Annotated in this window: 24 protein-coding genes and 1 riboswitch; of the genes, 7 read left to right on the top strand and 17 right to left on the bottom strand. The window is 74.3% G+C overall.

Annotation, left to right across the window (positions count from 1 at the left end; translation table 11 throughout):
- Positions 1-71 precede the first annotated feature (71 nt).
- Together AC3YO9_RS00550 and AC3YO9_RS00545 are read left to right on the top strand one after the other, a co-directional pair.
- The gene (locus tag AC3YO9_RS00550) at positions 72-956 is read left to right on the top strand and encodes a thioesterase family protein (protein ID WP_489981811.1); all 885 of its coding nucleotides are present in this window, start codon (positions 72-74) and stop codon (positions 954-956) included.
- 126 nt (positions 957-1,082) lie between these two features.
- On the top strand, positions 1,083-2,003 hold the full coding sequence (locus AC3YO9_RS00545) for an alpha/beta fold hydrolase (protein ID WP_489982543.1): 921 nt from the start codon (positions 1,083-1,085) through the stop codon (positions 2,001-2,003).
- 4 nt (positions 2,004-2,007) lie between these two features.
- Here the strand turns inward: AC3YO9_RS00545 and AC3YO9_RS00540 are convergent, their stop codons facing one another.
- From AC3YO9_RS00540 to AC3YO9_RS00530, 3 genes are all read right to left on the bottom strand, one after another.
- Positions 2,008-2,649, bottom strand: a complete 642-nt coding sequence (locus AC3YO9_RS00540; RefSeq protein ID WP_489981810.1) for a GAF domain-containing protein — start codon at positions 2,647-2,649, stop codon at positions 2,008-2,010.
- 430 nt (positions 2,650-3,079) lie between these two features.
- Positions 3,080-3,841 carry an ANTAR domain-containing protein gene (locus AC3YO9_RS00535; RefSeq protein WP_489981809.1) on the bottom strand — a complete coding sequence of 254 codons (762 nt, stop codon included), beginning with the start codon at positions 3,839-3,841 and terminating at the stop codon, positions 3,080-3,082.
- A 90-nt stretch (positions 3,842-3,931) separates the two neighbouring features.
- The gene (locus AC3YO9_RS00530) at positions 3,932-4,888 is read right to left on the bottom strand and encodes a helix-turn-helix domain-containing protein (protein ID WP_489981808.1); all 957 of its coding nucleotides are present in this window, start codon (positions 4,886-4,888) and stop codon (positions 3,932-3,934) included.
- 85 nt (positions 4,889-4,973) lie between these two features.
- Between AC3YO9_RS00530 and AC3YO9_RS00525 the strand changes: the two genes are divergently transcribed.
- On the top strand, positions 4,974-5,195 hold the full coding sequence (locus tag AC3YO9_RS00525) for a hypothetical protein (protein WP_489981807.1): 222 nt from the start codon (positions 4,974-4,976) through the stop codon (positions 5,193-5,195).
- A 103-nt stretch (positions 5,196-5,298) separates the two neighbouring features.
- Positions 5,299-6,306: a hypothetical protein gene (locus AC3YO9_RS00520; protein WP_489981806.1), complete on the top strand. Its 1,008-nt coding sequence runs from the start codon at positions 5,299-5,301 to the stop codon at positions 6,304-6,306.
- A gap of 6 nt (positions 6,307-6,312) precedes the next feature.
- On the opposite strand, the gene AC3YO9_RS00515 is transcribed toward AC3YO9_RS00520, so the two are convergent.
- The 10 genes from AC3YO9_RS00515 to AC3YO9_RS00470 form a co-directional block, all read right to left on the bottom strand.
- Complete coding sequence (locus tag AC3YO9_RS00515; RefSeq protein WP_489981805.1) at positions 6,313-6,801, bottom strand: beta-class carbonic anhydrase; 489 nt, start codon at positions 6,799-6,801, stop codon at positions 6,313-6,315.
- A 36-nt stretch (positions 6,802-6,837) separates the two neighbouring features.
- On the bottom strand, positions 6,838-8,007 hold the full coding sequence (locus tag AC3YO9_RS00510; RefSeq protein WP_489981804.1) for an LLM class flavin-dependent oxidoreductase: 1,170 nt from the start codon (positions 8,005-8,007) through the stop codon (positions 6,838-6,840).
- Complete coding sequence (locus AC3YO9_RS00505; RefSeq protein ID WP_489981803.1) at positions 8,004-8,735, bottom strand: ABC transporter ATP-binding protein; 732 nt, start codon at positions 8,733-8,735, stop codon at positions 8,004-8,006. Before AC3YO9_RS00505 ends, AC3YO9_RS00510 begins: the two co-directional genes overlap by 4 nt.
- Positions 8,708-9,559: an ABC transporter permease subunit gene (locus tag AC3YO9_RS00500; RefSeq protein WP_489981802.1), complete on the bottom strand. Its 852-nt coding sequence runs from the start codon at positions 9,557-9,559 to the stop codon at positions 8,708-8,710. Before AC3YO9_RS00500 ends, AC3YO9_RS00505 begins: the two co-directional genes overlap by 28 nt.
- Complete coding sequence (locus AC3YO9_RS00495) at positions 9,556-10,539, bottom strand: ABC transporter substrate-binding protein (RefSeq protein ID WP_489981801.1); 984 nt, start codon at positions 10,537-10,539, stop codon at positions 9,556-9,558. The genes AC3YO9_RS00500 and AC3YO9_RS00495 overlap by 4 nt, the downstream gene beginning before the upstream one ends.
- 141 nt (positions 10,540-10,680) lie before the next feature.
- On the bottom strand, positions 10,681-10,764 hold the full coding sequence (locus AC3YO9_RS00490) for a putative leader peptide (protein WP_489982542.1): 84 nt from the start codon (positions 10,762-10,764) through the stop codon (positions 10,681-10,683).
- Between the two features lie 29 nt (positions 10,765-10,793).
- Positions 10,794-10,889, bottom strand: a riboswitch (SAM riboswitch).
- Positions 10,890-10,970: 81 nt separating this feature from the next.
- Positions 10,971-11,453 carry an SRPBCC family protein gene (locus AC3YO9_RS00485; RefSeq protein ID WP_127783845.1) on the bottom strand — a complete coding sequence of 161 codons (483 nt, stop codon included), beginning with the start codon at positions 11,451-11,453 and terminating at the stop codon, positions 10,971-10,973.
- Positions 11,454-11,502: 49 nt separating this feature from the next.
- On the bottom strand, positions 11,503-12,330 hold the full coding sequence (gene ppk2 / locus AC3YO9_RS00480) for a polyphosphate kinase 2 (protein WP_127783844.1): 828 nt from the start codon (positions 12,328-12,330) through the stop codon (positions 11,503-11,505).
- 57 nt (positions 12,331-12,387) lie between these two features.
- Positions 12,388-13,584, bottom strand: a complete 1,197-nt coding sequence (gene lhgO, locus AC3YO9_RS00475) for an L-2-hydroxyglutarate oxidase (protein ID WP_489981800.1) — start codon at positions 13,582-13,584, stop codon at positions 12,388-12,390.
- Between the two features lie 14 nt (positions 13,585-13,598).
- A complete protein-coding gene (locus AC3YO9_RS00470; protein ID WP_127783842.1) occupies positions 13,599-13,931 on the bottom strand; it encodes a DMT family transporter in 333 nt (110 codons plus the stop codon).
- 136 nt (positions 13,932-14,067) lie between these two features.
- On the opposite strand from AC3YO9_RS00470, the gene AC3YO9_RS00465 reads away from it, so the two are divergent.
- The 3 genes from AC3YO9_RS00465 to AC3YO9_RS00455 are packed head-to-tail and all read left to right on the top strand — an operon-like array spanning position 14,068 to position 17,241.
- Positions 14,068-15,207 carry a glycerate kinase gene (locus AC3YO9_RS00465; protein ID WP_489981799.1) on the top strand — a complete coding sequence of 380 codons (1,140 nt, stop codon included), beginning with the start codon at positions 14,068-14,070 and terminating at the stop codon, positions 15,205-15,207.
- Positions 15,191-16,426: an MFS transporter gene (locus tag AC3YO9_RS00460; RefSeq protein WP_489981798.1), complete on the top strand. Its 1,236-nt coding sequence runs from the start codon at positions 15,191-15,193 to the stop codon at positions 16,424-16,426. The genes AC3YO9_RS00465 and AC3YO9_RS00460 overlap by 17 nt, the downstream gene beginning before the upstream one ends.
- 23 nt (positions 16,427-16,449) lie before the next feature.
- Positions 16,450-17,241 (top strand): DUF6319 family protein, encoded by a 792-nt coding sequence (locus tag AC3YO9_RS00455; RefSeq protein WP_489981797.1) that lies wholly within the window; start codon positions 16,450-16,452, stop codon positions 17,239-17,241.
- On the opposite strand, the gene AC3YO9_RS00450 is transcribed toward AC3YO9_RS00455, so the two are convergent.
- From AC3YO9_RS00450 to AC3YO9_RS00435, 4 genes are all read right to left on the bottom strand, one after another.
- Positions 17,238-18,389 (bottom strand): hypothetical protein, encoded by a 1,152-nt coding sequence (locus AC3YO9_RS00450; protein ID WP_489981796.1) that lies wholly within the window; start codon positions 18,387-18,389, stop codon positions 17,238-17,240. The two genes, AC3YO9_RS00455 and AC3YO9_RS00450, sit on opposite strands and share 4 nt — an antisense overlap.
- A 176-nt stretch (positions 18,390-18,565) precedes the next feature.
- Positions 18,566-19,771: an acyl-CoA dehydrogenase family protein gene (locus AC3YO9_RS00445; protein ID WP_489981795.1), complete on the bottom strand. Its 1,206-nt coding sequence runs from the start codon at positions 19,769-19,771 to the stop codon at positions 18,566-18,568.
- Positions 19,772-19,853: 82 nt separating this feature from the next.
- Positions 19,854-20,600, bottom strand: coding sequence for a TIGR03089 family protein (locus AC3YO9_RS00440; RefSeq protein ID WP_241249924.1), 747 nt, complete (start codon positions 20,598-20,600; stop codon positions 19,854-19,856).
- Positions 20,601-20,616: 16 nt separating this feature from the next.
- Positions 20,617-22,062: an LCP family protein gene (locus AC3YO9_RS00435; protein ID WP_489981794.1), complete on the bottom strand. Its 1,446-nt coding sequence runs from the start codon at positions 22,060-22,062 to the stop codon at positions 20,617-20,619.
- Between the last annotated feature and the right edge of the window lie 509 nt (positions 22,063-22,571).

Here is a 22,571-nt window from a genome sequence, read left to right as displayed (position 1 = left end):
GAAAAGTATGGTCAGGCACTGATGCCTGATGGTGCCCGTCGGGCGCCTCCCTCAACTCGGATCGGATTGTCGTGCACCCGAACGCCGTTCATGCGGACTCCGCACCCGGGAGCGCCTCGGGGCGCGCCGCTGGGAGCCTGTACCGCCTCGTCTCCACCCGCGCCGACGCCGGCGGCACCGAGGTCTTCGCCTCCAGCGAGCACGTCGCCAGCCCGTGGGGGCCGGACCTGCAGCACGCCGGACCCGTCGCCGGGCTGCTGGTGCGGGCGATGGAGCGAACGAACCCGCGCGAGGGCACCCGCCTCGGTCGCATCAGCGTCGACCTGCTGGGCGCCGTGCCGATGAGCGAGCTGCACGTGCGCGCCTGGGTGGAGCGCCCCGGCCGACGCATCGAGCTGCTGGCGGCGGAGATCACCGCCGCCGACCGCACCGGCACGCTGCGGCCGGTGGCCCGCGCGCACGGGTGGCGGCTGCAGACCAGCGACACCGCCGACGTGCAGCACCTCGCCGACCCGCCGCTGCCGGTGGTCAGCGCCGGGGCCCAGGACCTCGGACACCTGCCGTTCCCGGATGCCTGGCAGCACGGGTTCGTCGATGCGCTGGAGTGGCAGGTGCCGCCCGCCGCCGACCAGCTCGGCACGACCACCGGAGCGTGGATGCGGCTGCGGATGCCGCTGGTGGCGGGCGAGGAGCCGACGGACCTGGAGCGGGTGAGCACCATGGTGGACGTGGCCAACGGGCTGGGAGCGCGCCTGGACGCCGCCGACTGGCTGTTCCTCAACACCGAGCTGACCATCCACCTGTTCCAGCCGCCCACCGGGGAGTGGGTGGGGCTGACGGCGGAGACCTCGGTGGGCAGCGACGGCCTGGCCATGAGCTCGGGAGTCATCCACTCCGCGGCCGGGCCGATCGGCCGCGTCACCCAGAACGTGCTGGTGGAGCGCCGCCCTCGGTAGCGCCTCCGTTGGGGGCGCGGTGTGGTGTGATCTGGTTCACCAGAGGCAGAGGAGCCAGACGTGGGAGCAGCAGGTGCAGACCAGGGCACGGCCACCGAGAGCGCGGTGGACGTCGGCGGGCTGAGCATGCACGTGGTGCAGCAGGGCAGCGGGCCGGCGGTGGTGCTCTGCCACGGTTTCCCCGGGCTCTCCTACAGCTGGCGCCACCAGCTGCCCGCGCTCGCCGCGGCCGGCTACCGGGCCATCGCGGTGGACATGCGCGGCTACGGCCGCACCGACGCCCCCACCGACCCGCAGGCCTACGACCGGGCCAGCACCGTCGCTGACATGGTGGGGCTGCTCGACGCACTGGGCCTGGACGACGCGGTGTTCGTGGGCCACGACTTCGGCGCCGCGCTGGTGTGGGACCTGCCGCAGTGGGCGCCGGGCCGGGTGCGCGCCCTCGTCCAGCTCAGCGTGCCGCGCACGCCGTCGATGCCCGTGCTGCCCAGCGCCGCCTTCGCCCACCAGGCGCAGCGGCACTTCCTGCACCTGCACTACTTCCAGGAACAGGGCGTCGCCGACGCCGAGCTCGACGCCGATCCCCGTGGCTTCCTCAGCCGGGTGTTCTGGGCGCTCAGCGGCGGCTACCGCTACCTGGACATCTTCGCCCACCCCAGCGCGGGCAACGGCTACCTGGACGTGCTGCCGGAGGCGCCGCCGCTGCCCTGGCCGTGGCTGAGCGAGGCCGAGCTCGACCACTACGTGCAGGAGTTCACCCGCACCGGCTTCACCGGCGGCCTCAGCTGGTACCGCGCCCACGACCACATCTGGCGGGAGAAGCAGCAGCGCCCCGACGAACCGGTCACCGTGCCGGTCTGCTTCATCACCGGCGACCGCGACCCGGTGCAGACGATGACCGGGGCCAGGTCGATGGAGCAGATGCGGGCCTCGGTGCCGGGCCTGGCCGCCGAGCACGTCATCGCCGGCGCCGGGCACTTCGTGCAGATGGAGGCGGCCGAGCAGGTCAACCGCATCATGGTGGACTTCCTCGCCAACCTGGACTGATCGGCTAGACGGCCGGCCACTGCGGCGCAGCGCCCGCGACGCGCGGGTCCCCCGCACGGGAGGCCGGTGGGGGGCGGTCGGTCAGGCCGGCCACGCTGCGCTGGTTGCCCGCCTCCGCAAGGGCGGCCGCCGCCACCTCCGCCACCTCGCGCGCAGCCTGCTGGGAGCGGGCGTCGAAGGCGGCCGCGGCGCGGGAGTAGATGTTGACCGAACCCACCGTCGCCCCGTGCCCCGGCACCGCGGTGGAGAGCACGCTGCGCACGCCAGCCTCGGCGGCTCCGCGGGCGAACGCGGGCCAGCGCGCCTCGGCCGTCAGGTCCTCCGCCAGCTGGGTGACACCGCCGGTGCCGGCCAGCAGGCACGGGCCGGCGCCAGCGGCGTACTGCAGGGCATCCATCCGCCCGGCGAGCGGATCGGTGGAGGCCACCGTGAACGGGTCACCCTCGCCCACCAGCGTGACCGACACCTCCTCTGCGCCCGCGACGGCGTCCTTGGCCAGCAGCGCGACCAGGGACAGGATCTCCTCGCGGGCGACGTGGCCGGCCACCCGCGAACCGGGCTCGGCCATCGGCGGCGGTGCCGGTGCGTCGTTGGGCTGAGCTGGCGTGGGCTCCGCGGGAGTGGATGGATCAGGTGTGGCACTCATGGGGCGCTCCTGTGACGCGAGTGCCGCGGGGCCCGCGGCACGACACGGTGAGTACCGAGGCCGGGTGCCGGGGCGGACAGCTCTCGTCGGCACGTCGACGGCCGGTCCCTGTCCTGGACCCCGGCGGCGCCTCGTACGAATCAGCGCAAGTGCGCCGTGTGCATTCGTGCCGCTGACCATAGTCCAGCCGGTCTGGTCCGGCTCGACGCCGAGGGGCGGCCCGGGTGGGCAGCACCAATCTGTGTGGCACAGATCACTGTACGCCGAACCGGGTGGTCAGCGGGCTGCGGACACGGTCGGGCGTGGACCGGACGGGCGCTCGAGTGGTCACCCGCACGACGAGGCGGCCATGGTGGTGCGGCTGAACTGGGGCGAGGCGCTGAACCTGCCGGCCCGCCCGCTGTGGAGGCTGACCCTTGGCGTGGGATGACTAGCCGGTGGGGTGGGCCTGGGCGACGAGGGCGGCCGCGACGTCACGCAGCTTGCGGTTGGCGTCCTGCGAGACCTGCGCCAGGATCGCGAACGCCTCGTCCTCGGAGCAGCGCCGCTCGCCCATGATGATGCCCTTGGCCTGCTCGATCACTGCTCGCGACTGCATCGCGCGCTCCATCTGCTGCGCCAGCTCGGTGGTGGTGGCGTAGAGGTGGGCGTTGGTGATGGCCACCGCGGCGTAGCCGGCGAAGTGCTCGGCGATCTCGACGGCGAGGTCCCCGATGACGCGCGCGCGCAGGGCGTAGATGTTGAGCGCCCCGACGGTCTCCCCGCGCAGCGGCAGCGGCACCGACACCGAGCTGCGCGCGCCGGCCTGCACCGCCTTGGGGATGTAGTCCGGCCAGCGAGTCTCGGTGCGCATGTCGTCCACCAGGACGGTGCGTCCGCTGGTCGCGGAGACCAGGCACGGACCGTGGCCGGTGCTGTACTGGCGCTCGTCGAGGACGAGGGCCAGCTCGCCGGTGGAGGCGAAGGTGAAGGGCCGGGTGCCCTTGAGCAGCGTCACCGAGACCTCGTCCACACCGGGGATGCACTGCTTGGCCAGGGTGGCGACCTGCCCGATGACCTCCTGCAGCGGCGTCTGGTCGAGCACGATGCGACCCAGGGCGCGCAACGGCTCCAGCAGGTCCGCCCGCGGGTCGGGTGTGTCACCCTGCGAGGGAGCGATGCTCCCGGAGGGAAACGATCCGGAAGTAGCCATGAAGGGGTCTCCTGGGTTGGCCCGGGCAGGCAAGCACGTCATTCTACCTGCGCCTCCCGCGCCGGGATGGGGCCCTCGCGGAGGTCGGCGTCAGCGGGGCAGGGTGCTGAAGGTCTTGCGGTAGCCGCTGGGCGAGACGCCGACGGCGCGGGTGAAGTGGTGGCGCAGCAGGGTGGCGGTGCCGAAGCCGCACTGCTCGGCCACCGAGTCGATGTCCAGGTCGGTGCCCTCCAGCAGCCGCTGGGCGTGCAGCACCCGCTGGCTGTTGAGCCACTGCAGCGGGGTGGTGCCGGTCTCGGCGACGAAGCGCCGGGCGAAGGTGCGGGCGGAGGTGTGGGCCTGCGCGGCCAGGCCGGCCACGGTGTGCGGCTGGTCGAGGTGCTCCAGCATCCACCCGAGGATCTCGCCGAGGCCGTCGCTGGTGCAGTCCGGGATGGGGCGCTCGAAGAACTGGCGCTGTCCGCCCTCGCGCTGCGGCGGCACCACCATTCGTCGGGCGATGGCGTTGGTGACGGTGGAGCCGAGCTCCCGGCGCACCAGGTGTAGGCACGCATCGATCCCCGCGGCCGTGCCTGCGCTGGTGATCAGGCTGCCCTCGTCCACGAAGAGCACCTCGGGGTCGACCTGGGCCAGGGGAAAGCGCGCCTGCAGCTCGCGCACGTGGCGCCAGTGGGTGGTGCAGCGGCGGCCGTCCAGCAGTCCCGCCGCCCCGAGGACAAAGGCGCCGGAGCACACGCTGAGCAGCACCGCACCGTTCTCGTGCGCCCGGCGCACCGCCGCCAGCACCTCCGGCGGGTAGTCGCCGAGCGCCTCGACGGCGGGAATGGCGACCAGGTCGGCACCCTCGATCCCCTCCAGGCCGTGGGACGGGACCACCTGCACGCCGACGGGGGAGGTCAGCGGGACTCCGGCCTCGGGGCCGCACACCCGGAAGTCGAAGGGGGGCACCCCGTCCTCGGTGCGGTCGATCCCGAAGACCTCGCAGACCACCCCGAACTCGAAGATGGCGAGGCCGTCCAGGACCAGGGCTGCGACCGACTTCAGCATGTGACCACTCTAACGGCAGGATCTTTGCGAATGCTGTCGTTCCTGCCACTGGTGGCGCTCATTGCGTGGTCGCAGCATTGCTGCCATGACGTTCACCGTGAGCACCCTGTCCCTGCACCGCAGCCACGCACCCGACACGGCCCGCGGGCCCGGGCTGGTCGCCCGCCTGCGTCGGGTAGACCTCTCCCGCTGGTTCACCCCTGCCGCGCCGCTGGTGGGCCGGATGGGTGCGGATCGCGACGCCCAGCGGCTGCGCCGCGACCTCCAGGCGGCCCGCGACCACGCCGAGGGCGACTGGCCGCGCTGAGCAGCAGGGCCCACCCGCTGCGCGCGGAGCGCGACCCGGCACGGTTGGATGGCCGGGACGAGGCCGCGGGAGACGAGGCGGCGCGGGGGAGAAGAGGCCGGGCGTGGATCTCGAGCAGGTGGCCGACGAGCTGTACTCGGTGCTGCCCGAGGACTTCGTCGAGACCCGCAAGGAGCGCCAGGCCGAGGCCCGCGCCGCGGGCGACAAGGCCCTGGCCAAGGCCATCGGCGAGCTGGCCAAACCGACCTCGGCCGCCTGGGTGTGCAACCTGGCGGTGCGCCTGCGTCACGACGAGGTCGCGGGGCTGGTGGAGCTGGGTGCGCAGCTGCGCGAGGCGCAGCAGAACCTGGTGGGCGAGGACCTGCGGGCACTGAACCGCCAGCGCATGCAGCTGCTCTCGGCGCTCACCCGGCAGGCGGCCACCCTGGCCCGCGAGCACGGGCACCGGGTGAGCAGCAGCGTGGCCGGGCAGGTGGAGGACACCCTGCGTGCGGCCATGGCCGACCCGGACGCCGGTGCGGCGCTGCTCACCGGCCGGCTGGTGCAGCCGATGGCCACCAGCGGGTTCGGCACGGTGACCGGCCGCCCGGACCTGCGGCTGGTGCCGCCGCACCAGGAGAAGACCACGCCAGCCCGCAGCCGCGCGACCCCGTCCCCGGCCAAGGCAGCGCCCCGGCCCACACCTGCGCCCCGGCGCCGGGCTGGCGAGAAACACCGGGCCGACGAGCAGAGGCGTGCCGAGGAGCAGCGGGCTGAGGAGCAGCGCCAGGCCGAGGAGGAGCGCCAGGCCGCGGAGCGCCGGCGGCAGGAGCTGGCCGAGGCCCGCCACGCGGCGGAGCGGGCCACGGCCGACGCCGAGGAGGCGCGAGCCACCGCCGAGGAGGAGGCCCACCGGGTGGCGGAGCTCACCGCTCGGCGCGACGAGCTGGCCGACCAGGTGGCGCAGCTGCACGCCCAGCTGCGCCAGACCGAGCGGGCCGCGGACGAGGCGCGCACCGAGCTGGCCCAGGCCCAGCAGCGCACCAGCAGTGCCGAGCGGGACGCCGCCGCCGCCGAGAAGGCCCGGGATCGTGCCGCCGCCCGGGTGGAGTCCCTCGCCGACGGCGACTGAGCCCGGTCAGCGCACCTCGGACAACCGGCCGGTGGCCACGTCGAAGATGAAGCCCCGCACGCTGTCCTTCACCGGGATGTACGGACTGTCCAGGATCTTCTGCACCTGCTGGCGGACGTCGGTCTCGAGGTCGGTGAAGGCCTCGGACGCCCAGCTGGGCCGGGTCCCGACCTCCTGCTCGATGGCGGAGCGGAAGTCCTCGTCGGTGAAGGTGAGCATCCCGCAGTCGGTGTGGTGGATCAGCACGATCTCCCGGGTGCCCAGCAGCCGCTGGCTGATGGCCAGCGAGCGGATCTCGTCGTCGGTGACCACCCCGCCGGCGTTGCGGATGACGTGGGCCTCGCCCTCCTTGATGCCCAGCGCGGCGTGGACGTCGAGCCGGGCGTCCATGCAGGCCAGCACCGCCACGTGCTTGGCCGGGGGCAGCGGCAGGGGCCCGCTGAAGGACGCGGCGTAGGCCTCGTTGTTCGTCAGGTACTCGTCGGTGACGCTCATGGCGGAGTCCGTTCGGTGGGCGGAGCGGGCGGGGGATCAGGACGGGCTGAGCACAGGTTCGCGCACCGAGGCCCCCGACGCTGGCTGGGGCGGCGCCGGCGGCGCCTGCTCGGGCCCGCCGTCACCGAGCAGGCCGCGGCGGCGCAGCAGCGGGACAACCCCCTCGCCGAACCAGTACGCCTCCTCCAGGTGCGGCTGGCCGGAGAGGATGAAGTGGTCCACGCCGAGGGCGGCGTACTCGGCCAGCAGGTCGGCCACCTCCTGGTGGCTGCCCACCAGCGCGGTGCCGGCGCCGGGCCGGATCAGCCCGTAACCGGCCCACAGGCCCGGGTAGACCTCCAGACGCTCGTTGGCGCCGGCGAGCTGCGCGGTCTGGCGGCGCTGGCCCTCCGACTCCACCGTCGCCAGCTTGTCCTGCACCAACGACGCCAGCGCGGGGTCGATGCGTGACTGCAGCCTGGCGGCCTCAGCCCAGGCCTCCTCGGTGGTGTCGCGGCTGATCACGTGCACCCGGATGCCGTGGCTGAGGCTGCGCCCGTGTCGCGCTGCGCGGGCCCGCACGTCGTCGAGCAGCTCCGCGGTCCTGGCCGGTGGCTCGGTCCAGGTGAGGTAGGTGTCGGCGTGCTGGGCGGCCACCTCCCGCCCCGCCGGGCTGGCCCCGCCGAAGAACACCTCGGGCACCGGGGACGGCGGGTTGTGCACGGTGGCGCCCTGCACCTGGTAGTGCTCGCCGGTGTGGTCGAACGGGGTGCCCGACCACGCCCCGCGCAGCACGGTGAGGAACTCCGCGGTGCGCTCGTAGCGGCGGTCGTGGTCGAGCCAGTCACCAAAGCGCCGCTGCTCCTGGGCGTCGCCGCCGGTGACGATGTTCAGCAGCAGTCGCCCGTCGGAGATCTCCTGGTACGCGGCGGCCTGCTGGGCAGCCAGGGTGGGGCTGACCAGGCCGGGGCGGAAGGCCACCAGGAACTTGAGCGTGCGGGTCTCCCGCAGCAGCGCCGCCGTCGTCAGCCAGGCGTCGTTGCAGTGGGTGCCGGTGGGGGTGAGGACGGCCTCGAAGCCGAGCTGCTCCACGGCCCGGGCCACCAGGGCCAGGTAGTCCAGCGACGCGGCGCGCGGAGCCGACGCGGTGCCCAGGTGGGCCTGGGCGCCGATCACCTCGCGGCCGTCGCCGGAGGTGGGCAGGTACCAGTGCAGGTGGATGCTCATGCGGTGACTCCCAGGTGACTGAGGATGGTGGTGCGCAGGGCGACCAGGGCGGGGTCGGAGCGCCGGCGCGGACGGGGCAGGTCGACGGGGAGGTCGTGGGCGATGCGGCCGTCGTCAAGGACGAGGACGCGGTCGGCCAGCAGCACCGCCTCCTCCACGTCGTGGGTGACGAGCAGGACCGCGAAGCCGTGCTGGTCCCACAGCCGCCCGAGCAGCTCGTGGGCGCTGAGCCGGGTGAGCGCGTCCAGCGCGCCGAAGGGCTCGTCCAGCAGCAGCAGCTCGGGGTTGCGCACCAGCGCGCGGGCCAGCGACACCCGCTGGGCCTCACCGCCGGAGAGGGTCAGCGGCCAGGCGTGCACCCGGTGGGTCAGGCCGACCTCGGCCAGCGCGGCCTCGGCCCGCTCCCGGCCGCCCCGACCCAGCCCGAGGGCGACGTTGTCACGCACCCGCTTCCACGGCAGCAGCCGCGGCTCCTGGAAGGCGACGGCCCGGCTGGCGGGCACCTCGATGGTGCCGGTGTGGCCGGTGTCCAGGCCGGCCAGCGCGCGCAGCAGGGTGGACTTGCCGGAGCCGCTGCGCCCCACCAGGGCGACGATCTCACCGGGGGCCAGGTCGAGGTCGACGTCGCGCAGCACCGCGTCGGTGCCGAACGTGCGGCCCACGCCGCGGGCCGTGACCAGCTGGGTCTGCTCGGGGGTGCTCACGCGGGGACGAACGACTGACGCCATGACAGTGCCCTCCCTTCCAGGGTGCGGACGATGCCGTCGGTGGCCAGGCCGAGCAGGGCGTAGACCACCAGGCCCAGCACGACGATGTCGGTGCGGTAGAACTCGCGGGCGTTCATGACGATGTAGCCCAGGCCCGCGTCGGCGTTGATCTGCTCGGCCACGATGAGCGAGAGCCAGGCGATGCCCAGCGACTGCCGCAGCCCGACGAGGGCCTGGGGCAGCGCACCGGGCAGCACGACGTGGCGGGCCAGGGCGAAGCCCTTCAGCCCCAGCGTGCGGGCGGCCTCGACCAGCTTGCCGTCCACGCCGCGGATGCCGGCGAACAGGTTGAGGTACAGCGGGAAGGTGACGCCCAGGGCCACCAGCAGCACCTTGGGCTGCTCCCCGATGCCGAACCACAGGATGAACAGCGGCACCAGCCCCAGGAACGGCACGGTGCGCAGCATCTGCAGCGGTGGGTCCAGCGCCAGCTCGCCCAGGCGGGAGAAGCCGGAGACCAGGGCCAGCACCACCCCGGTCAGCAGGCCCAGGCCGACCCCGACCAGCACCCGCTGCAGGGAGATGCCCACCGCGTCGGAGAGCTGCCCGTTGCGCCATAGCTCCACCGCGGCGTCCACCACCGACAGCGGGGAGGACAGCTTGCGCTCGGAGATCGCGCCGGCGCTGCTGAGGCCCTGCCACAGCGCGAGCAGCAGCAGCGGGCTGACCAGGCGCAACAACCAGCCGGCGCGCAGCCGTCGCCGCGGGTGGGCGGGTCCCGCCGCCGCGGGGGCCTCGGAGGTCACCGCGGGAGCCGCCGGCGGGCGCACCGTCGTGGCGGTCACGGCTGGGCCGCCGTGACGTCGGCGTTGAACCGGTCGTCGAAGAAGTCGCGGACCTTCGGTGCGGACGGGATGAGCTTGACGGCGGCGAAGCGGTCGGCCAGCTCCTGCTGGCGGGCGATCACCCGGTCGTCGATGGGGATCGCCCTGCCCCGGGAGGTGTCGAAGGTGACGGTGGCCACCGCGGCCGGGAGGTTGGTCAGCTGGGAGTAGACCGGCACCCACTGGTCGGGGTGCGCCGCGGCCCAGGCGCGCGCCTTGACCAGCCGCACCAGGAAGTCCTTGATGGCCGCCTCCGTGGTGGGGTCGGCCAGTGCCGCGGTGGAGGCGACGGTGTAGGTGTAGCCGGTGGACAGCGTGGTGCCGTCGGCCACCACCTTCGCCCCGGCGCTGGCGATCGCCACCGCGTAGTAGGGGTTCCAGACCGCCCAGGCGTCCACCTGCCCGGCCGCGAACGCGCTCTGGGCGTCCGGCGGGGCGAGGTAGCGGACGGTGACGTCGTCCTGGGACAGCCCCGCCTGCTGCAGCAGCCCGATGAGCAGGCCGTGCGAGCTGGAACCCTTGGCCACCGCCACGCTCTTGCCCTTGAGGTCGGCGGCCGTGCGGATGCCGGTGCCGTCCCGGGTGAGCAGGAAGTCGTTGGCCTTGTCGCGCTCCTCCACCGAGACGATCCGTGCCTCGATGCCGGCCGCCTGCGCCAGCACCGGCGGGCTGTCGCCCACGCTGCCGAGGTCGATCGCCTTGGCGTTGAGTGCCTCCAGCAGCGGCGGTCCGGCGGTGAAGCTGGCCCACTCCACCTTGTACGGCAGCTCGTCGAGCTGGCCGGAGACCTTGAGCACCGACTGCACCGACTGCACCTGGTCGCCCACGTGCAGGGTCACCCCGGACAGGTCGATCGAGCCGTCGGCGGCGAGCACCGGGGCGGGTGGCTCGTCGGCGCTGCAGCCGACGAGGACGACGGACAGGACGGTGGTGGCCAGCACGGAGAGTGCTCGTCTTCGGGACAGGGGGAACGACATCGGAGGCCTTTCGGGCGCAAGAGGGCAGCGCCGGCCGCCACGGGGCGGGGCGCAGGAAGGGGTGCGAGCAGGGGCGCGCTCAGCGGCGCAGGGCGATCAGCCGGGTCAGGCGGTGCCGGGCCGACAGCTGGCGCCGGCGGTGCGGCACAGGTCGACGTGCCGCCGGCGCGAGAAGGCGGGTCGGATCATGCTCGGGGTGGGCAGGGCCGGCACAGTTGCCTCCATCGGTCCTGGCAGTAGCACCCACTCCCGCGTGCTGCGGGGGGTTGCTGCGACGTCGACGAGCCAGGTCTCTCGGTCGCTCTGGATGGTGTGGCGCAAGGCTAGCGAGGCTGGGCGGCGGCAGACAACGAATCGGCTCAGCGTGAGCCGAACCCCAGGGTGGCGCAGCGCGCCTAGCCGGCAGCGACGGCGGGCTGCTCCACGGTGCGGGCCAGGATGCCCAGCGTCGCGCGCAGCCCGGCCTCCGGGATCACCGGGAAGACGCCCTTGTCGCGGAAGCGGTCGTCGATCTCGCTCCAGTCGTAGTACGAGGTGACCAGGGTGCCGCCCTCGCGGGCCTGGAGCCGGTAGCCGTAGAGGTGCCGGATGGGCGGCTGGATGGTGCCGGAGATCGTCCACTCGATCAGCTCGTCGGGCACCAGGGCGGTGATGATCACCGTGACGTCGTACTTGCCCATGGGGAAGTCGTTGAGCGACTCCCGGTCCATGTGCACCAGGAACTCGTCGCCCACCGCGCGCACCGCGTCGCCCTCGGCGGACTGCAGCATCCCGGAGCTGTCGATGCGCACGTGTCCCTGTGGGTCACACAGCAGCGCAAACACGTCCGCGGGGGACGCGGCCACCTGCCGCTGGACCTCGAAGCGCTCCGTCGTCATGGTGCCCACCCTGGCACGGCCGGGCGCTGGCCGCCGTGGGGAACCCGGGTCACAGGGCGGGGAAGGCCCGGTTGACCACCTCGCCCTGCTCGTAGACGTCGGCGGCGGGACCCAGGATCAGCGGGTCGGGCCGGCCCACCAGCTCGGCGTCCTTCTCGTCGTAGTCGAACAGGCTGAGCACGTGCCGCATGGCGGCCAGCCGGGCCCGCTTCTTGTCGTTGCTCTTCACCACCGTCCACGGCGCCCACTCGCTGTCGGTGTAGAAGAACATCGTCTCCTTGGCGTCGGTGTAGGCGTCCCACTTGTCGATGGACTCGAGGTCGGTGGGGGAGAGCTTCCACTGGCGCACCGGGTCGTTGGCCCGCTTGGCGAAGCGGCTGCGCTGCTCCAGGCGCGACACCGAGAACCAGAACTTGACCAGGTGGATGCCCGAGCGCACCAGCATCCGCTCCAGCTCGGGGGCCTGGCGCAGGAACTCCCAGTACTCGTCGTCGGTGCAGAAGCCCAGCACCCGCTCGACGCCGGCCCGGTTGTACCAGGACCGGTCGAACATGACGATCTCCCCGGCGGCGGGCAGGTGGGCGACGTAGCGCTGGAAGTACCACTGGGTGCGCTCGCGCTCGGTGGGCTTCTCCAGCGCCACCACGTGCGCGCCGCGGGGGTTGAGGTGCTCGGTGAACCGCTTGATGGTGCCGCCCTTGCCCGCGGCGTCGCGGCCCTCGAACAGGATCACCAGCGGCAGCCCCACGTGCTTGGCCCAGACCTGCAGCTTGAGCAGCTCGATCTGCAGCAGCCGCTTCTGCTGCTCGTACTCGCTGCGCCGCAGCTTGTCGGCGTAGGGGTAGCCCTGGCGCCAGGTGTCGGTGTCGCTGGTCATGCCGACCTGACTACCACGACCGCCGCCACGATGACGGTTCGCCGGGCCCCGCGGTGCTCAGGCCGGCTCCGCGGCCAGGCACTGCTGGGCCACGTGCCGCCCGATCGGCAGTGCGGCAGTGGCGGCCGGCGAGGGGGCGTTGAGCACGTGCAGGGTGCGGGCGGTGCGCTGCAGCAGGAAGTCGTGCACCAGGGTGCCGTCGGGGCGCACGGCCTGGGCGCGGATGCCCGCCGCGTGCGGCTGCAGGTCGGCCAGCTCCAGCTGCGGGCAGTACGTGCGGGCCGCGGCCAGGAAGGCCCGCCGGGAGGCCGAGCCCAGCAGCTCCCGGGCCCCGGTGCGCACGTTGCGCCGCGCCAGGTTCCAGAACCCGGCGTAGCCGAGGACGTCGCGGACGTCGGCCAGGTCCACGCTGCCCCGGCGGTACCCCTCCCTGGCCAGCCCCAACACCGCGTTGGGGCCCACGGTCACCCGGCCGTCCACCATCGGGGTGAGGTGCACGCCCAGGAACGGCAGGTCGGGGTCGGGGACCGGGTAGATCAGGTGCGACACCACGTCCCGCCGGTGCGGCGGCAGCTGGAAGTACTCGCCGCGAAACGGCACGATGCGGGCCTCGGGCCTGGCCCCGGCCAGTGCCACCAGCCGGTCGGCCTGCAGCCCGCCGCACACCACCAGCCGGCGGCAGCTCACCACCTGCTCGCCGGCGGTCACCACCACCTCGGTCGCCGACTCCGCGATGGCGCGCACCGCCGCCCCCAGCACCACCTGGCCGCCGAGGCGCTCCACCTCCCGGCGCAGCGCGGCGCACACCAGGGTGAAGTCCACGCTGGCGGTGACCGGCACGTGCAGCGCCGCCAGCCCGGCCACCGCCGGCTCACGCTCGCCCAGCTCCGCGGCGTCCAGGCGCGCCACGGTGATGCCGTTGTGCCCGGCGCGCTCGGCGAGGGCGTCCATCCGGGCCACCTCGCGACCGGTGGTGGCCACCACCAGCTTGCCCAGCTGGCGCACCGGGATGTCGTGGCGGGCGCAGAAGTCCTTGGTGGCCTGGGCGCCGGCCCGGCACAGCCGCGCCTTGAGGCTGCCCGGCTGGTAGTACAGCCCGGAGTGGATGACGCCGCTGTTGTGCCCGGTCTGGTGCCGGCCCAGCGCGGGCTCCTTCTCCAGCAGCACCAGGGACGCGCCGGGTCGCTGCTGGAGCAGGCTCAGCGCGGTGGCCAGGCCGACGATGCCGCCGCCCACCACGCAGTAGTTGTGCACCCGTGCGGCTCCCGCTACTCCGCCGCCCGGGTGCCGCCGACCTCGACCAGCAGCACCCCACCGATGATGAGCACGATGCCCATCCCCATCAGCGGGGTCAGGGGATCGTCGAAGAGGAGCTTGCCCAGCACGGCGACCGCGGCCACGCCGGTGGCGGCCCAGATGCCGTAGGCCACGCCCACCGGCACGCCACGGGTGAGCACCAGGTTGAGCGCGAGGAACGAGCCGGTGTAGCCGGCCACCACCAGCAGGCTGAAACCGAGCCTGCTGAAGCCCTCCGACGCTCGCAGCGAGAGGGTGGCGGTGACCTCCAGCGCGATCGCCAGGACCAGGAACAGCCACCTCATCGGCGGGGCGCCCGACAGGGCACGGAGGGGCGGAGCATGCGCTCAATCTAGACAGCCGAGGGCGGGTGAGACAGTGGGCCCCGAGACGATCCCAGAGCAGGGATCCCAGAGCAGGGATCACAGAGCACAGGAGAGCGTGATGAAGGTGCTGGTGGCGGCGGACAAGTTCCGCGGCTCGCTGTCCGCGCCGCAGGTGACCGCCCACGTGGCTGCCGGGCTGACCCGGGCGCGGCCCGAGGCGACGGTGGTGCAGCTGCCGGTGGCCGACGGGGGCGAGGGCACCCTGGCCGCCGCGGTCGCCGCCGGCTTCCGGCCCGTGCCGGTGGACGCCGCCGGACCCACCGGCGTCCCCTGCCGCACCGGCTACGCCGTGCGGGACGGGGTGGCGGTGGTGGAGCTGGCCGACGTGTCCGGGCTGGACCGGTTGCCCGGCGGCGTGCCGGCCCCGCTGCGCGCCAGCAGCCACGGCACCGGCGAGGTGCTGCGGGCGGTGCTGGACGCCGGCCTCCGCCGGGTGGTGCTGGGCGTGGGCGGCAGCGCGTGCACCGACGGCGGTGCGGGCCTGCTGCAGGCGCTGGGAGCCCGGGTGCTCGACGCCGCCGGGGCCGACGTCGGCCCCGGCGGGGCGGGGCTGGTCGACGTGGCGCAGCTGGACCTGGCCGGGCTGCACCCCGCGCTGGCCGAGACCGAGGTGGTGCTCGCCTCCGACGTGGACAACCCGCTGCTCGGCGCCCACGGTGCCGCCCCGGTGTTCGGGCCGCAGAAGGGGGCCGACGCCGACCAGGTGGCGCTGCTGGAGCGTGCCCTGCAGCAGTGGTCGGCGGTGGTCGAGGCCGCGACCGGCGAGCAGTGGGCGCACCGGCCGGGAGCGGGCGCCGCCGGTGGGGTGGGACTCGCCGCGCTGGCGGTGCTGGGCGCCCACCGCCGCCCCGGGGTGGAGCAGGTGCTGGAGCTGGTGGGCTTCGCCGAGCACCTGGCCGGCGCCGCGCTGGTGGTGACGGGGGAGGGCTCGCTCGACGAGCAGACGCTGCGGGGCAAGACCCCGGTGGGCGTGGCGCGGACCGCGGCGGCCGCCGGGGTGCCCGTGGTGTCGGTGAGCGGGCGCTGCCTGGTGGAGCCCGCCGCGCTGGCAGCGGCGGGCATCGGTCGGGCGTACGCGCTCACCGACCTCGAGCCGGACCCGCAGCGCTGCATGGCCCAGGCGGGCCCGCTGCTGCGTCAGCTGGCCATGCAGGTGGCCCAGGACTGGCTGCCCGGCGGTGGCCGTGCTGGGTGAGACCGTGCGCCAGCCGCTGTGGCGCTCCCGCCCGGTGGCCACCCTGGTGCTGATCAGCCTGCTCGGCTTCACTGGTTTCTGCTTCACCCTCTCGGCGCTGCCCGCCTGGGCGGTGCAGGGTGGCGCCGGCGTGGGCAGCGCCGGGCTGGTCACCGCGGTGCTGCTGGTCAGCACGGTGATTGGGCAGCTGGCGGTGCCGTGGTGGACCGCGCGCTTCGGCGCGGGTCGGGTGATGGCGGTGGGGCTGCTGGCCCTGGGCGCCCCGGCCCCGTTCTACGCGCTCAGCCACGACCTGCGCTGGCTGCTGGCCCTGTCCGTGGTGCGGGGCATCGGCTTCGCCATCCTCACCGTGGTGGGCACCCTGCTGACCTTTGCGCTGGCCCCGCCCGGCCGTCACGGGGAGGCGGTGGGGCTCTACGGCATCGCCATCTCGGTGCCCAACCTGCTGGCCATTCCCGCCGGGGTGGCGCTGACCCAGGCGGGGTTGTTCCCGTGGGCGGCGGTGCTGGCCGGCGCCCCGGTGCTGGCGGTGCCGCTGGCGTGGGGCCTGCACGCGGTGGCCGGCCCCGCCCGGAAGGCCGAGGTCGCTGCCCCTGCTGCCACTGCGGCCGCCGCTGCCCCTGCGGCCGCCGCGCGGTGGTCGGCGGTAGCCGCGGTGCTCAGCCCCTCCGTGGTGCTGCTGGCGGTGACCATCTCCGTCGGCGGGGTGCTCACGGTGCTGCCCATCGAGCGCCCGGACGGACAGCTGGCCGCCACCGCGGTGCTGCTGCTCGGTCTGGCCGGGGCGCTCACCCGCTGGCGGGTGGGGGCGCTGCGCGACCGGGTGCGCGGGGCGTGGCTGCTGCCCACCGCCGTGGTGGTCAGCGGGGTGGGCGGGGCGCTGCTGGCGGTGGGCCTCGGCCGGGCCTCGGGGACGGCGGCCGCGGTGGCCGTGCTGGTGGGGGCCACGGTGTTCGGTGCCGGCCAGGGTGCGGTGCAGAACCTCACCCTGGTGGACGCGTTCGCCCTGGCGGGGCCGGGGCGAGCCGCCACCGCGAGCGCGGTGTGGAACGTCGGCTTCGACCTGGGCACCGGGGTGGGCGCCGTCGCCGTGGGCGCCCTCAGCGCGACCACGCTGGGCTTTCCGCTGACCATGGGGCTCTGCGCGGCGGTGCTCACGTGCACCCTGCCGCTGGCGGTGCGCTCCAGCCGCCGGGCCGCCGCGGGCCGGGTCAGGTGATTCCGTCGGTGCGGTGGTGAATCATGACTACCGTGCCTCCCCGCCGCAAGACCGCCACCACGTTGACCCAGGAGGACGCCGCCGCCCTGCGCGCCGCCCTGGCCGAGGGCAAGCGTCCCACCGTCTACCTGCGCGACGGCGTGCCCAGCCTGGGTGTGCCCGCCGCCAGCAGCGCGCGGGTGGTCTCCGTGCAGGGGGAGTCCACCGTGCTGGCGCGGCCCAAGGGGATCAGCGACGACCTGCCCTACGAGCTGGGCGAGCTCTACGCCTCCCGCTCGGCCGCGCTCGCCGCCGCCGCACCGCCGCCCGAGGCCCCGCCGAAGCGGCGGCCCCGCGCTGTCGCCGCATCCAGGCCAGCGGCCGTCCGCAGTCCGGCACCCGTCGCGGCGGCCCCGTCCGCAGCGGACGCTGAGCCGGCCTCCGCCGCCCCCGCTCCTGCCGCCCCCGCTCCTGCTGTGCCCCCAGCTGTCGTGCCCGCGCCCGGTGCCACCGGGGCGCCCGCCCGCCCCCGGCGCAGCGGCCGCGGCACCCCGGAGCGGGTGACGGTGACCATCACCGGAACCGCGGACGGACAGTGGTCGGTGCAGGCCATCCGCGGCAGCGCCGCCGCGCGCGGCAAGGCCACCCCGGTGAGCCCGGACGCCGTCGCCCGCGCCGTGCACGAGCTGGGCGACGAGGCCACCACCAGCGCCGTGGCAGCGGTGCTCGACCACGCCCGTCGCAGCGCCGAGCAGCGGGTGGCGCAGCTCAGCGCCGAGCTGGAGGCTGCCCGCGCCGCGCTGCAGGCGCTGGCCAGCGCCGAGCCCGACCGCTAGAAGATCCAGACGCCCCAGGTGCCGGGCTTGAGCCCCACCTGCAGCAGCGTGTAGTCCACCAGCACCACCGGCGGGGCCAGCACCAGCATCCAGCTCTGCGGCAGCCGGGCCAGCTCACGGACGTCGCGCCAGCGGTCGGCGATCACCATGGCGCCGATGACCACCAGCGGGAACGACGTCATGGCCAGCACCCGGGTGTGGTCGGCGGTGACTGCCGCCGTGCCCAGCCACAGCAGCACCGCCAGCACCAGGCCCACTTGCTCCCGGCGCGACCAGCCGGGCCAGCAGTGCAGCAGCCCGGTGAGGGCGAAGCCCCACAACCCGGCCAGTGCCGACCACACCAGCAGCGGAGCCTCCGCCGTGGTCGAGCCCAGCAGCCCGGTGAACACCTCCCAGCGGGCCAGGAACGTCAGCCGCGACCCGCCGCCCGCGCCGACGGCGTGCAGGAAGAGCTCCAGCGCCACCTTGCCCACCAGCGCCCCGGCCAGCAGGTGCGCCGTGCGCGGGCGCAGCCCCACCGCCCGCGGCAGCTGAGGCACCAGCGCCAGCAGCACCAGCCCCACCGCGACCTGCTCGAAGTTCTGCCCCCCGGCCAGCACGCCCGCGGCCAGCTGCCACGCCGGTCGGTGGCGCAGCGACACCAGGACCACGATCCAGGCGAGCACGGAGAACGCGTCGTACATCCCGATCCACAGCAGCAGCACCGTGGTGACCGGGGCGAGGACGACAACGGTGGCTGCCACCAACCCGCTGCGCCCGCCCAGGCGCCGCCGCAGCCACAGCGTCAGCCACAGCGCGGCCACCGCCAGGGCGGCCGCGTGCAGCAGCAGGTACGCGGCGGTGCTGTGCACCGGCAGCAGCCGGTAGATGAGCTGGCCGAGCGGGGCACGGAGCAGGAACTGGCTGTCCTCGGGCAGCGGCGCCGTGGGCCACTGCCGCGCGGTCAGCTCGAACAGGTCCAGGTAGTCCACCTTGGCCGGCCCGGTGCGCCACAGCACCCACACGAGCACGCCCGCACAGGCCAGCGGCAGCGACACCACTGCGGCCAGCGCCGGCCGGATCCGGGCCCGCCCGAGGGCTGCCCTGGCCGGGCCCCGGGCGGGATCGGCGGTGGAGTCCGGACGGGGGGAGGGGGGTGCCGTCGTCATGAGGGTCGATGCTCCCGCCGCCTGCTGTGCACGACCTGACCGCTGCCTGGAAGCCCGCGGAGACCCCCAGGAGTGCCCTTACGCTGGCAGAACGTACAGCACGGGGCACCCGGCCGCCGGGGCACGGACGAGGCCCCCGTCAGCACGCCTGGGGCAGCGCGCGCTGACGGGTCGGCTCACTGCTGCGGGCGGGGCAGCATCGAGTCGGAGATGATCTTGCGCTGGATCTCGCTGGTGCCCTCGAAGATGGTGGTCAGCCGGGCGTCGCGCCAGTACCGCTCCACCTGCCGCTCGGTGGTGTAGCCGTTGCCGCCGTGCAGCTGCATCGCCTGGGTGGTGACCGTCGCGGCCATCTCGGTGGCCCGCAGCTTGGCCATCGCGGCCTCGCGGGTGCAGGTGACGCCCTGGTCGAGCAGGTGTGACACCTGGCGGTACATCGCCCGCGACTGCTCCACCTCCGAGGCCATGTCGGCCAGCGCGAAGCGCAGCGCCTGGAAGTCGCTGATCGGGTGGCCGAACTGCTCGCGCTCCTGCAGGTACACCGTGCAGTCCTCCACCGCGGCCTGGGCCAGGCCCACCGCGCGGGCGGCGGTGTGCACCCGGGCGATGTCCAGCCACGCCCCCACGCCGCTGAAGCCACCCTCCTGCTCGCCGGAGGTGACCACGTTGCCCGCCGGGATGCGCACGCCGTCCAGCTCCAGGTCCCAGGTGAGGAAGCCGTGGTAGCCGATCTTGTCGATCGGGCGGCCGGTGAGGCCGGGCACGAACTCCCCGCGCGGCTTGCTCAGCAGGAGCGTCTCCAGGCCGGCCGAGCGGGACTCACCCTCCTCGGGGTCACGCGTGCGGCAGAGGATCTGGATGAAGTCGGCGGCCTTGGCGTTGCCGCACCAGCGCTTCTGCCCGGTGAGCACGTACTCGTCGCCCTCGCGCACCGCGCGGGTGTGCACGCTGGCCAGGTCCGAGCCGGCCTCGGGCTCGGACAGGGCGATGGCCCCGATCCACTCGCCCTTGGCCGACAGCCGCAGCAGGCGCTCGCGCTCGGAGCTGTCGGCCAGCCCGGTGCCCAGCCCCTGCGCCCGGGCGATGATGCTGGCCACGCTCATCCAGGCCCGGGCCAGCTCCTCGGCCACCATGCAGTACTCGAACGCGCCCAGGCCGAGGCCGCCGTGCTCGGTGCCGATGGTGATGCCGAAGTAGCCCAGCTCACCCATCCGGGCGAGCAGCTCCTCGGGGATCAGGCCCTTCTCCGGGTCCAGCCGGTTGGCGACCGGCAGCACCTCGTCCCGGGCGAAGGCGCGCACCTGCTGCTGCAGCGCCTCGCGCTCGGGGGTGCGCCACGGCGGGGGCAGGGTGGGCAGCGCGGGCTGGCGGACGTCGGACACGAATGTCTCCTCGCATCGGGAAGGACGGATCAACAGGTGCTGGGCTGCAACCACTTCTACCGCACGCCGGCACGGGGGCCGCTCACCGGACGGCGGTGACCCGCTCGGTCTCGATGCGACGGGTCTGGCGCTGCTCGTCGGGGTCCTGGTGGGACACCTGCACCAGGGAGGCGCCCGCGGACAGCACCGCCAGCAGCCCGTCCACCAGCTCGGGCGTGGTGGACCAGTCCGCGGTGGACAGCACCCGGTCCTGCGCGGTGAAGCCCTGGGCGGTGGCGGAGGCGGCAGCGGCCTCGAGCACCTCGGCGATGCTGCGTCGGGCCAGGGCGGGCGCGGAGGGTGACAGCGGCACCGGGGCGAAGGCGTCGCCGTGCACGCGCACCGCGGTGGCGTAGTCGGTGACGCCCACGGGGAGGTCGTCCACCCCGCGGCCGAAGGCGTCCAGCGAGAGCACCGCCACCTCCGGCGCCTGCTCGGCCTCGGCGAGTCGGTCCGCCGTGCACAGTGCCGCGTCCACCTCTCCTGCCATCGGTGCAGCCGGGTCGGTCACCACGGCGCCGCACCACCAGGCGCCGAGCAGCACCGCGGCGGTCTGCCAGTGGGCGGGCAGCAGCACCGCCACCCGGTCACCGGGCTGCACCCCCAGCTCGTCGCGCAGCAGGTTGGCGGTCTTGGCGGCCCAGTTGGCCAGGGTGGTGGCCGAGACCTCCACCCGCTCCCCGGTCGCGTCGTCGTAGTAGGTGATGCGCGGGCCCGCGGCGTCGACCTGCAGGACCGGACGCAGCAGCGCATCCGTGAGGGTGGGTTCCGGTGCAGTCATGCCCCTCAGCGTGCCAAGGCGGCGCTCAGCTGATGCAGGGCACCCCGTCGGCGGTGATCGGGGGGACGGCCGGCTCGCTGCTGGTGGGGGTGCTGGACGAGCCTGTGGTGGAGCTGGCGGCAGGGGCACCGGGTCCCTGGTAGGAGCGGCCCAGCACCACGCTCACCGAGCCGCGCGTCACCGAGGTGTCCACCTGCACCGGCAGCCCGCCGAGCTCGGCGGCGACCCTGGCCGCGCCGGGGTCGTCCTTCCTGGGGGCCAGCACCACGCTGTCGCTGCGGGTGCCCGAGGAGCTGTTGCTCACGGTGCCCTCGCGGTAGCCGGTGCTGCTCAGCACGGCCGACACCTGCGAGGCGAGGCCGGAGACGCCGGCGGCGTTGAGCACGTTCACCCGGATGGATGACGCGGCGGGGGCGCTCGCGGTGGGGGTGGGCGTGGCTGTGGTGGCGGGCGCCGGTGCCGACGCCGTCGCGGCCGGCTCCAGCAGTGCCCGGGTGAACTGCTGCACCGCAGCCGGATCCACCCGGACGATGCTCTGCCCCTGGTCGTTCATGTCGTTGGGGTCCGTGACCGGCACGGTCTGGAACTGCACCGCACCCCCGGCCAGGCCCTGCAGCTGCATGGCGAAGCCCACCACGTCCCAGCCCGAGTCGATCACCACCGAGCGCTGCAGCGCCGCGGAGAGGTCGGAGACCTTCCCCGGGTTGGCCAGCGTCTGGGCCTGCAGCACCTTGCGGGCCAGTGACGCCATGAACGCCTGCTGACGGACGATGCGGTCCAGGTCGCCGCGGGGCAGCCCGTGGCGCTGGCGCACGAAGCCCAGGGCCTTGGCGCCGTTCAGCGTCTGCTCGCCGGCGGCGAAGTTCGCGCCCGAGTAGGAGTCCTTGGTGGGAGCGGCGAGGCAGACCGGCACCCCGCCGACGGCGTCGGTCAGCAGCACGAAGCCCAGCAGGCCCACCTCGGCGTAGTGGTCCACGCTGAGCCCGGTGAGGTTCTCCACCGTGGACACCAGGGCCGCACGGCCGGCCTCGGTGGACTTGGTCTCGTTGCCGGCCGGGTCGCCGGCGTGGGTGGTGGCGAGCGTGGCGTTCTCGGCGTCCTTGGCCGCGCCGTAGACACCGTTGATCTTGGTCATCCCGTCCGGTCCCTGCACCCAGGAGTCGCGCGGGATGGAGACGGCGGTGGCCGAGCTCCCGTCGTTGGGCACCCGGATGAGCACGATGGTGTCGGTGTTGGTGGACGTGACGTCGCCGGAGTTCAGCATCTGCTGCTCCTGCGGCGTCAGCGGCTTGCCCTGGGCGTCGGTGCGGCTGTCCATGCCGACCAACAGGATGTCCACCGCGCCGTCCTTGGCGTTGTCGCTGCCCTGCAGGGCACCGGTGGTGGCCAGGTTGCTGGTGAGGGTGTCCAGGGTGTTCCAGGCCGCACCGGTCACCAGCAGCACCATCGCGGAGACCGCCGCAACCGCCACCCGCAGCGCGGTGTGCGGGCGGTGCTCGCGGGATGGTCGCCGGGCTGCCGGGGTGCGCCCACCCCGCTGGCGAGGCCGCCCGGTCTCGGTGCTCGGGCGGGCGCCGCGCTGGGCCGGCGTGGGGGGAGTGCGCCGGCTGGGAGACGGGGGCCGTGCCCCGGCGGCCCTGGAGCCAGTGCCCGCCGGGGAGGATCCCGACGCCGGTGGGCGGATCCGCTCCGCGCGGCCGGAGGAGCCGGGCTCGGCGGCGGAGGACGGGCGGGACGCGTGCGGGCCGTACCGCCGAGGAGTGCCGGAGGAACGCCGCCGACGCGGTCGGTCGTGGTCCTCAGGCCGGTCGGGCACCCTGGCGCTCCATCTCTCGTGCGTCGTCCACGTCGTTGCTGTCTGTCCCGGCTGAGCCGGCGCGCCCCCTCCGATCTCGGCCGAGCCGAGGTCAAGGTTAGCGGCGACACCGGCGGGCAGCCCGTTCCCGCCACCGGCGTGCCAGACTTGTCACGTTGCACGGG

This window comes from Rhodococcus sp. Z6_132 (assembly GCF_058133635.1).
The sequence above is the reverse complement of the archived record's forward strand: the minus strand, read 5'-3'. Positions and strand labels throughout refer to the sequence as shown.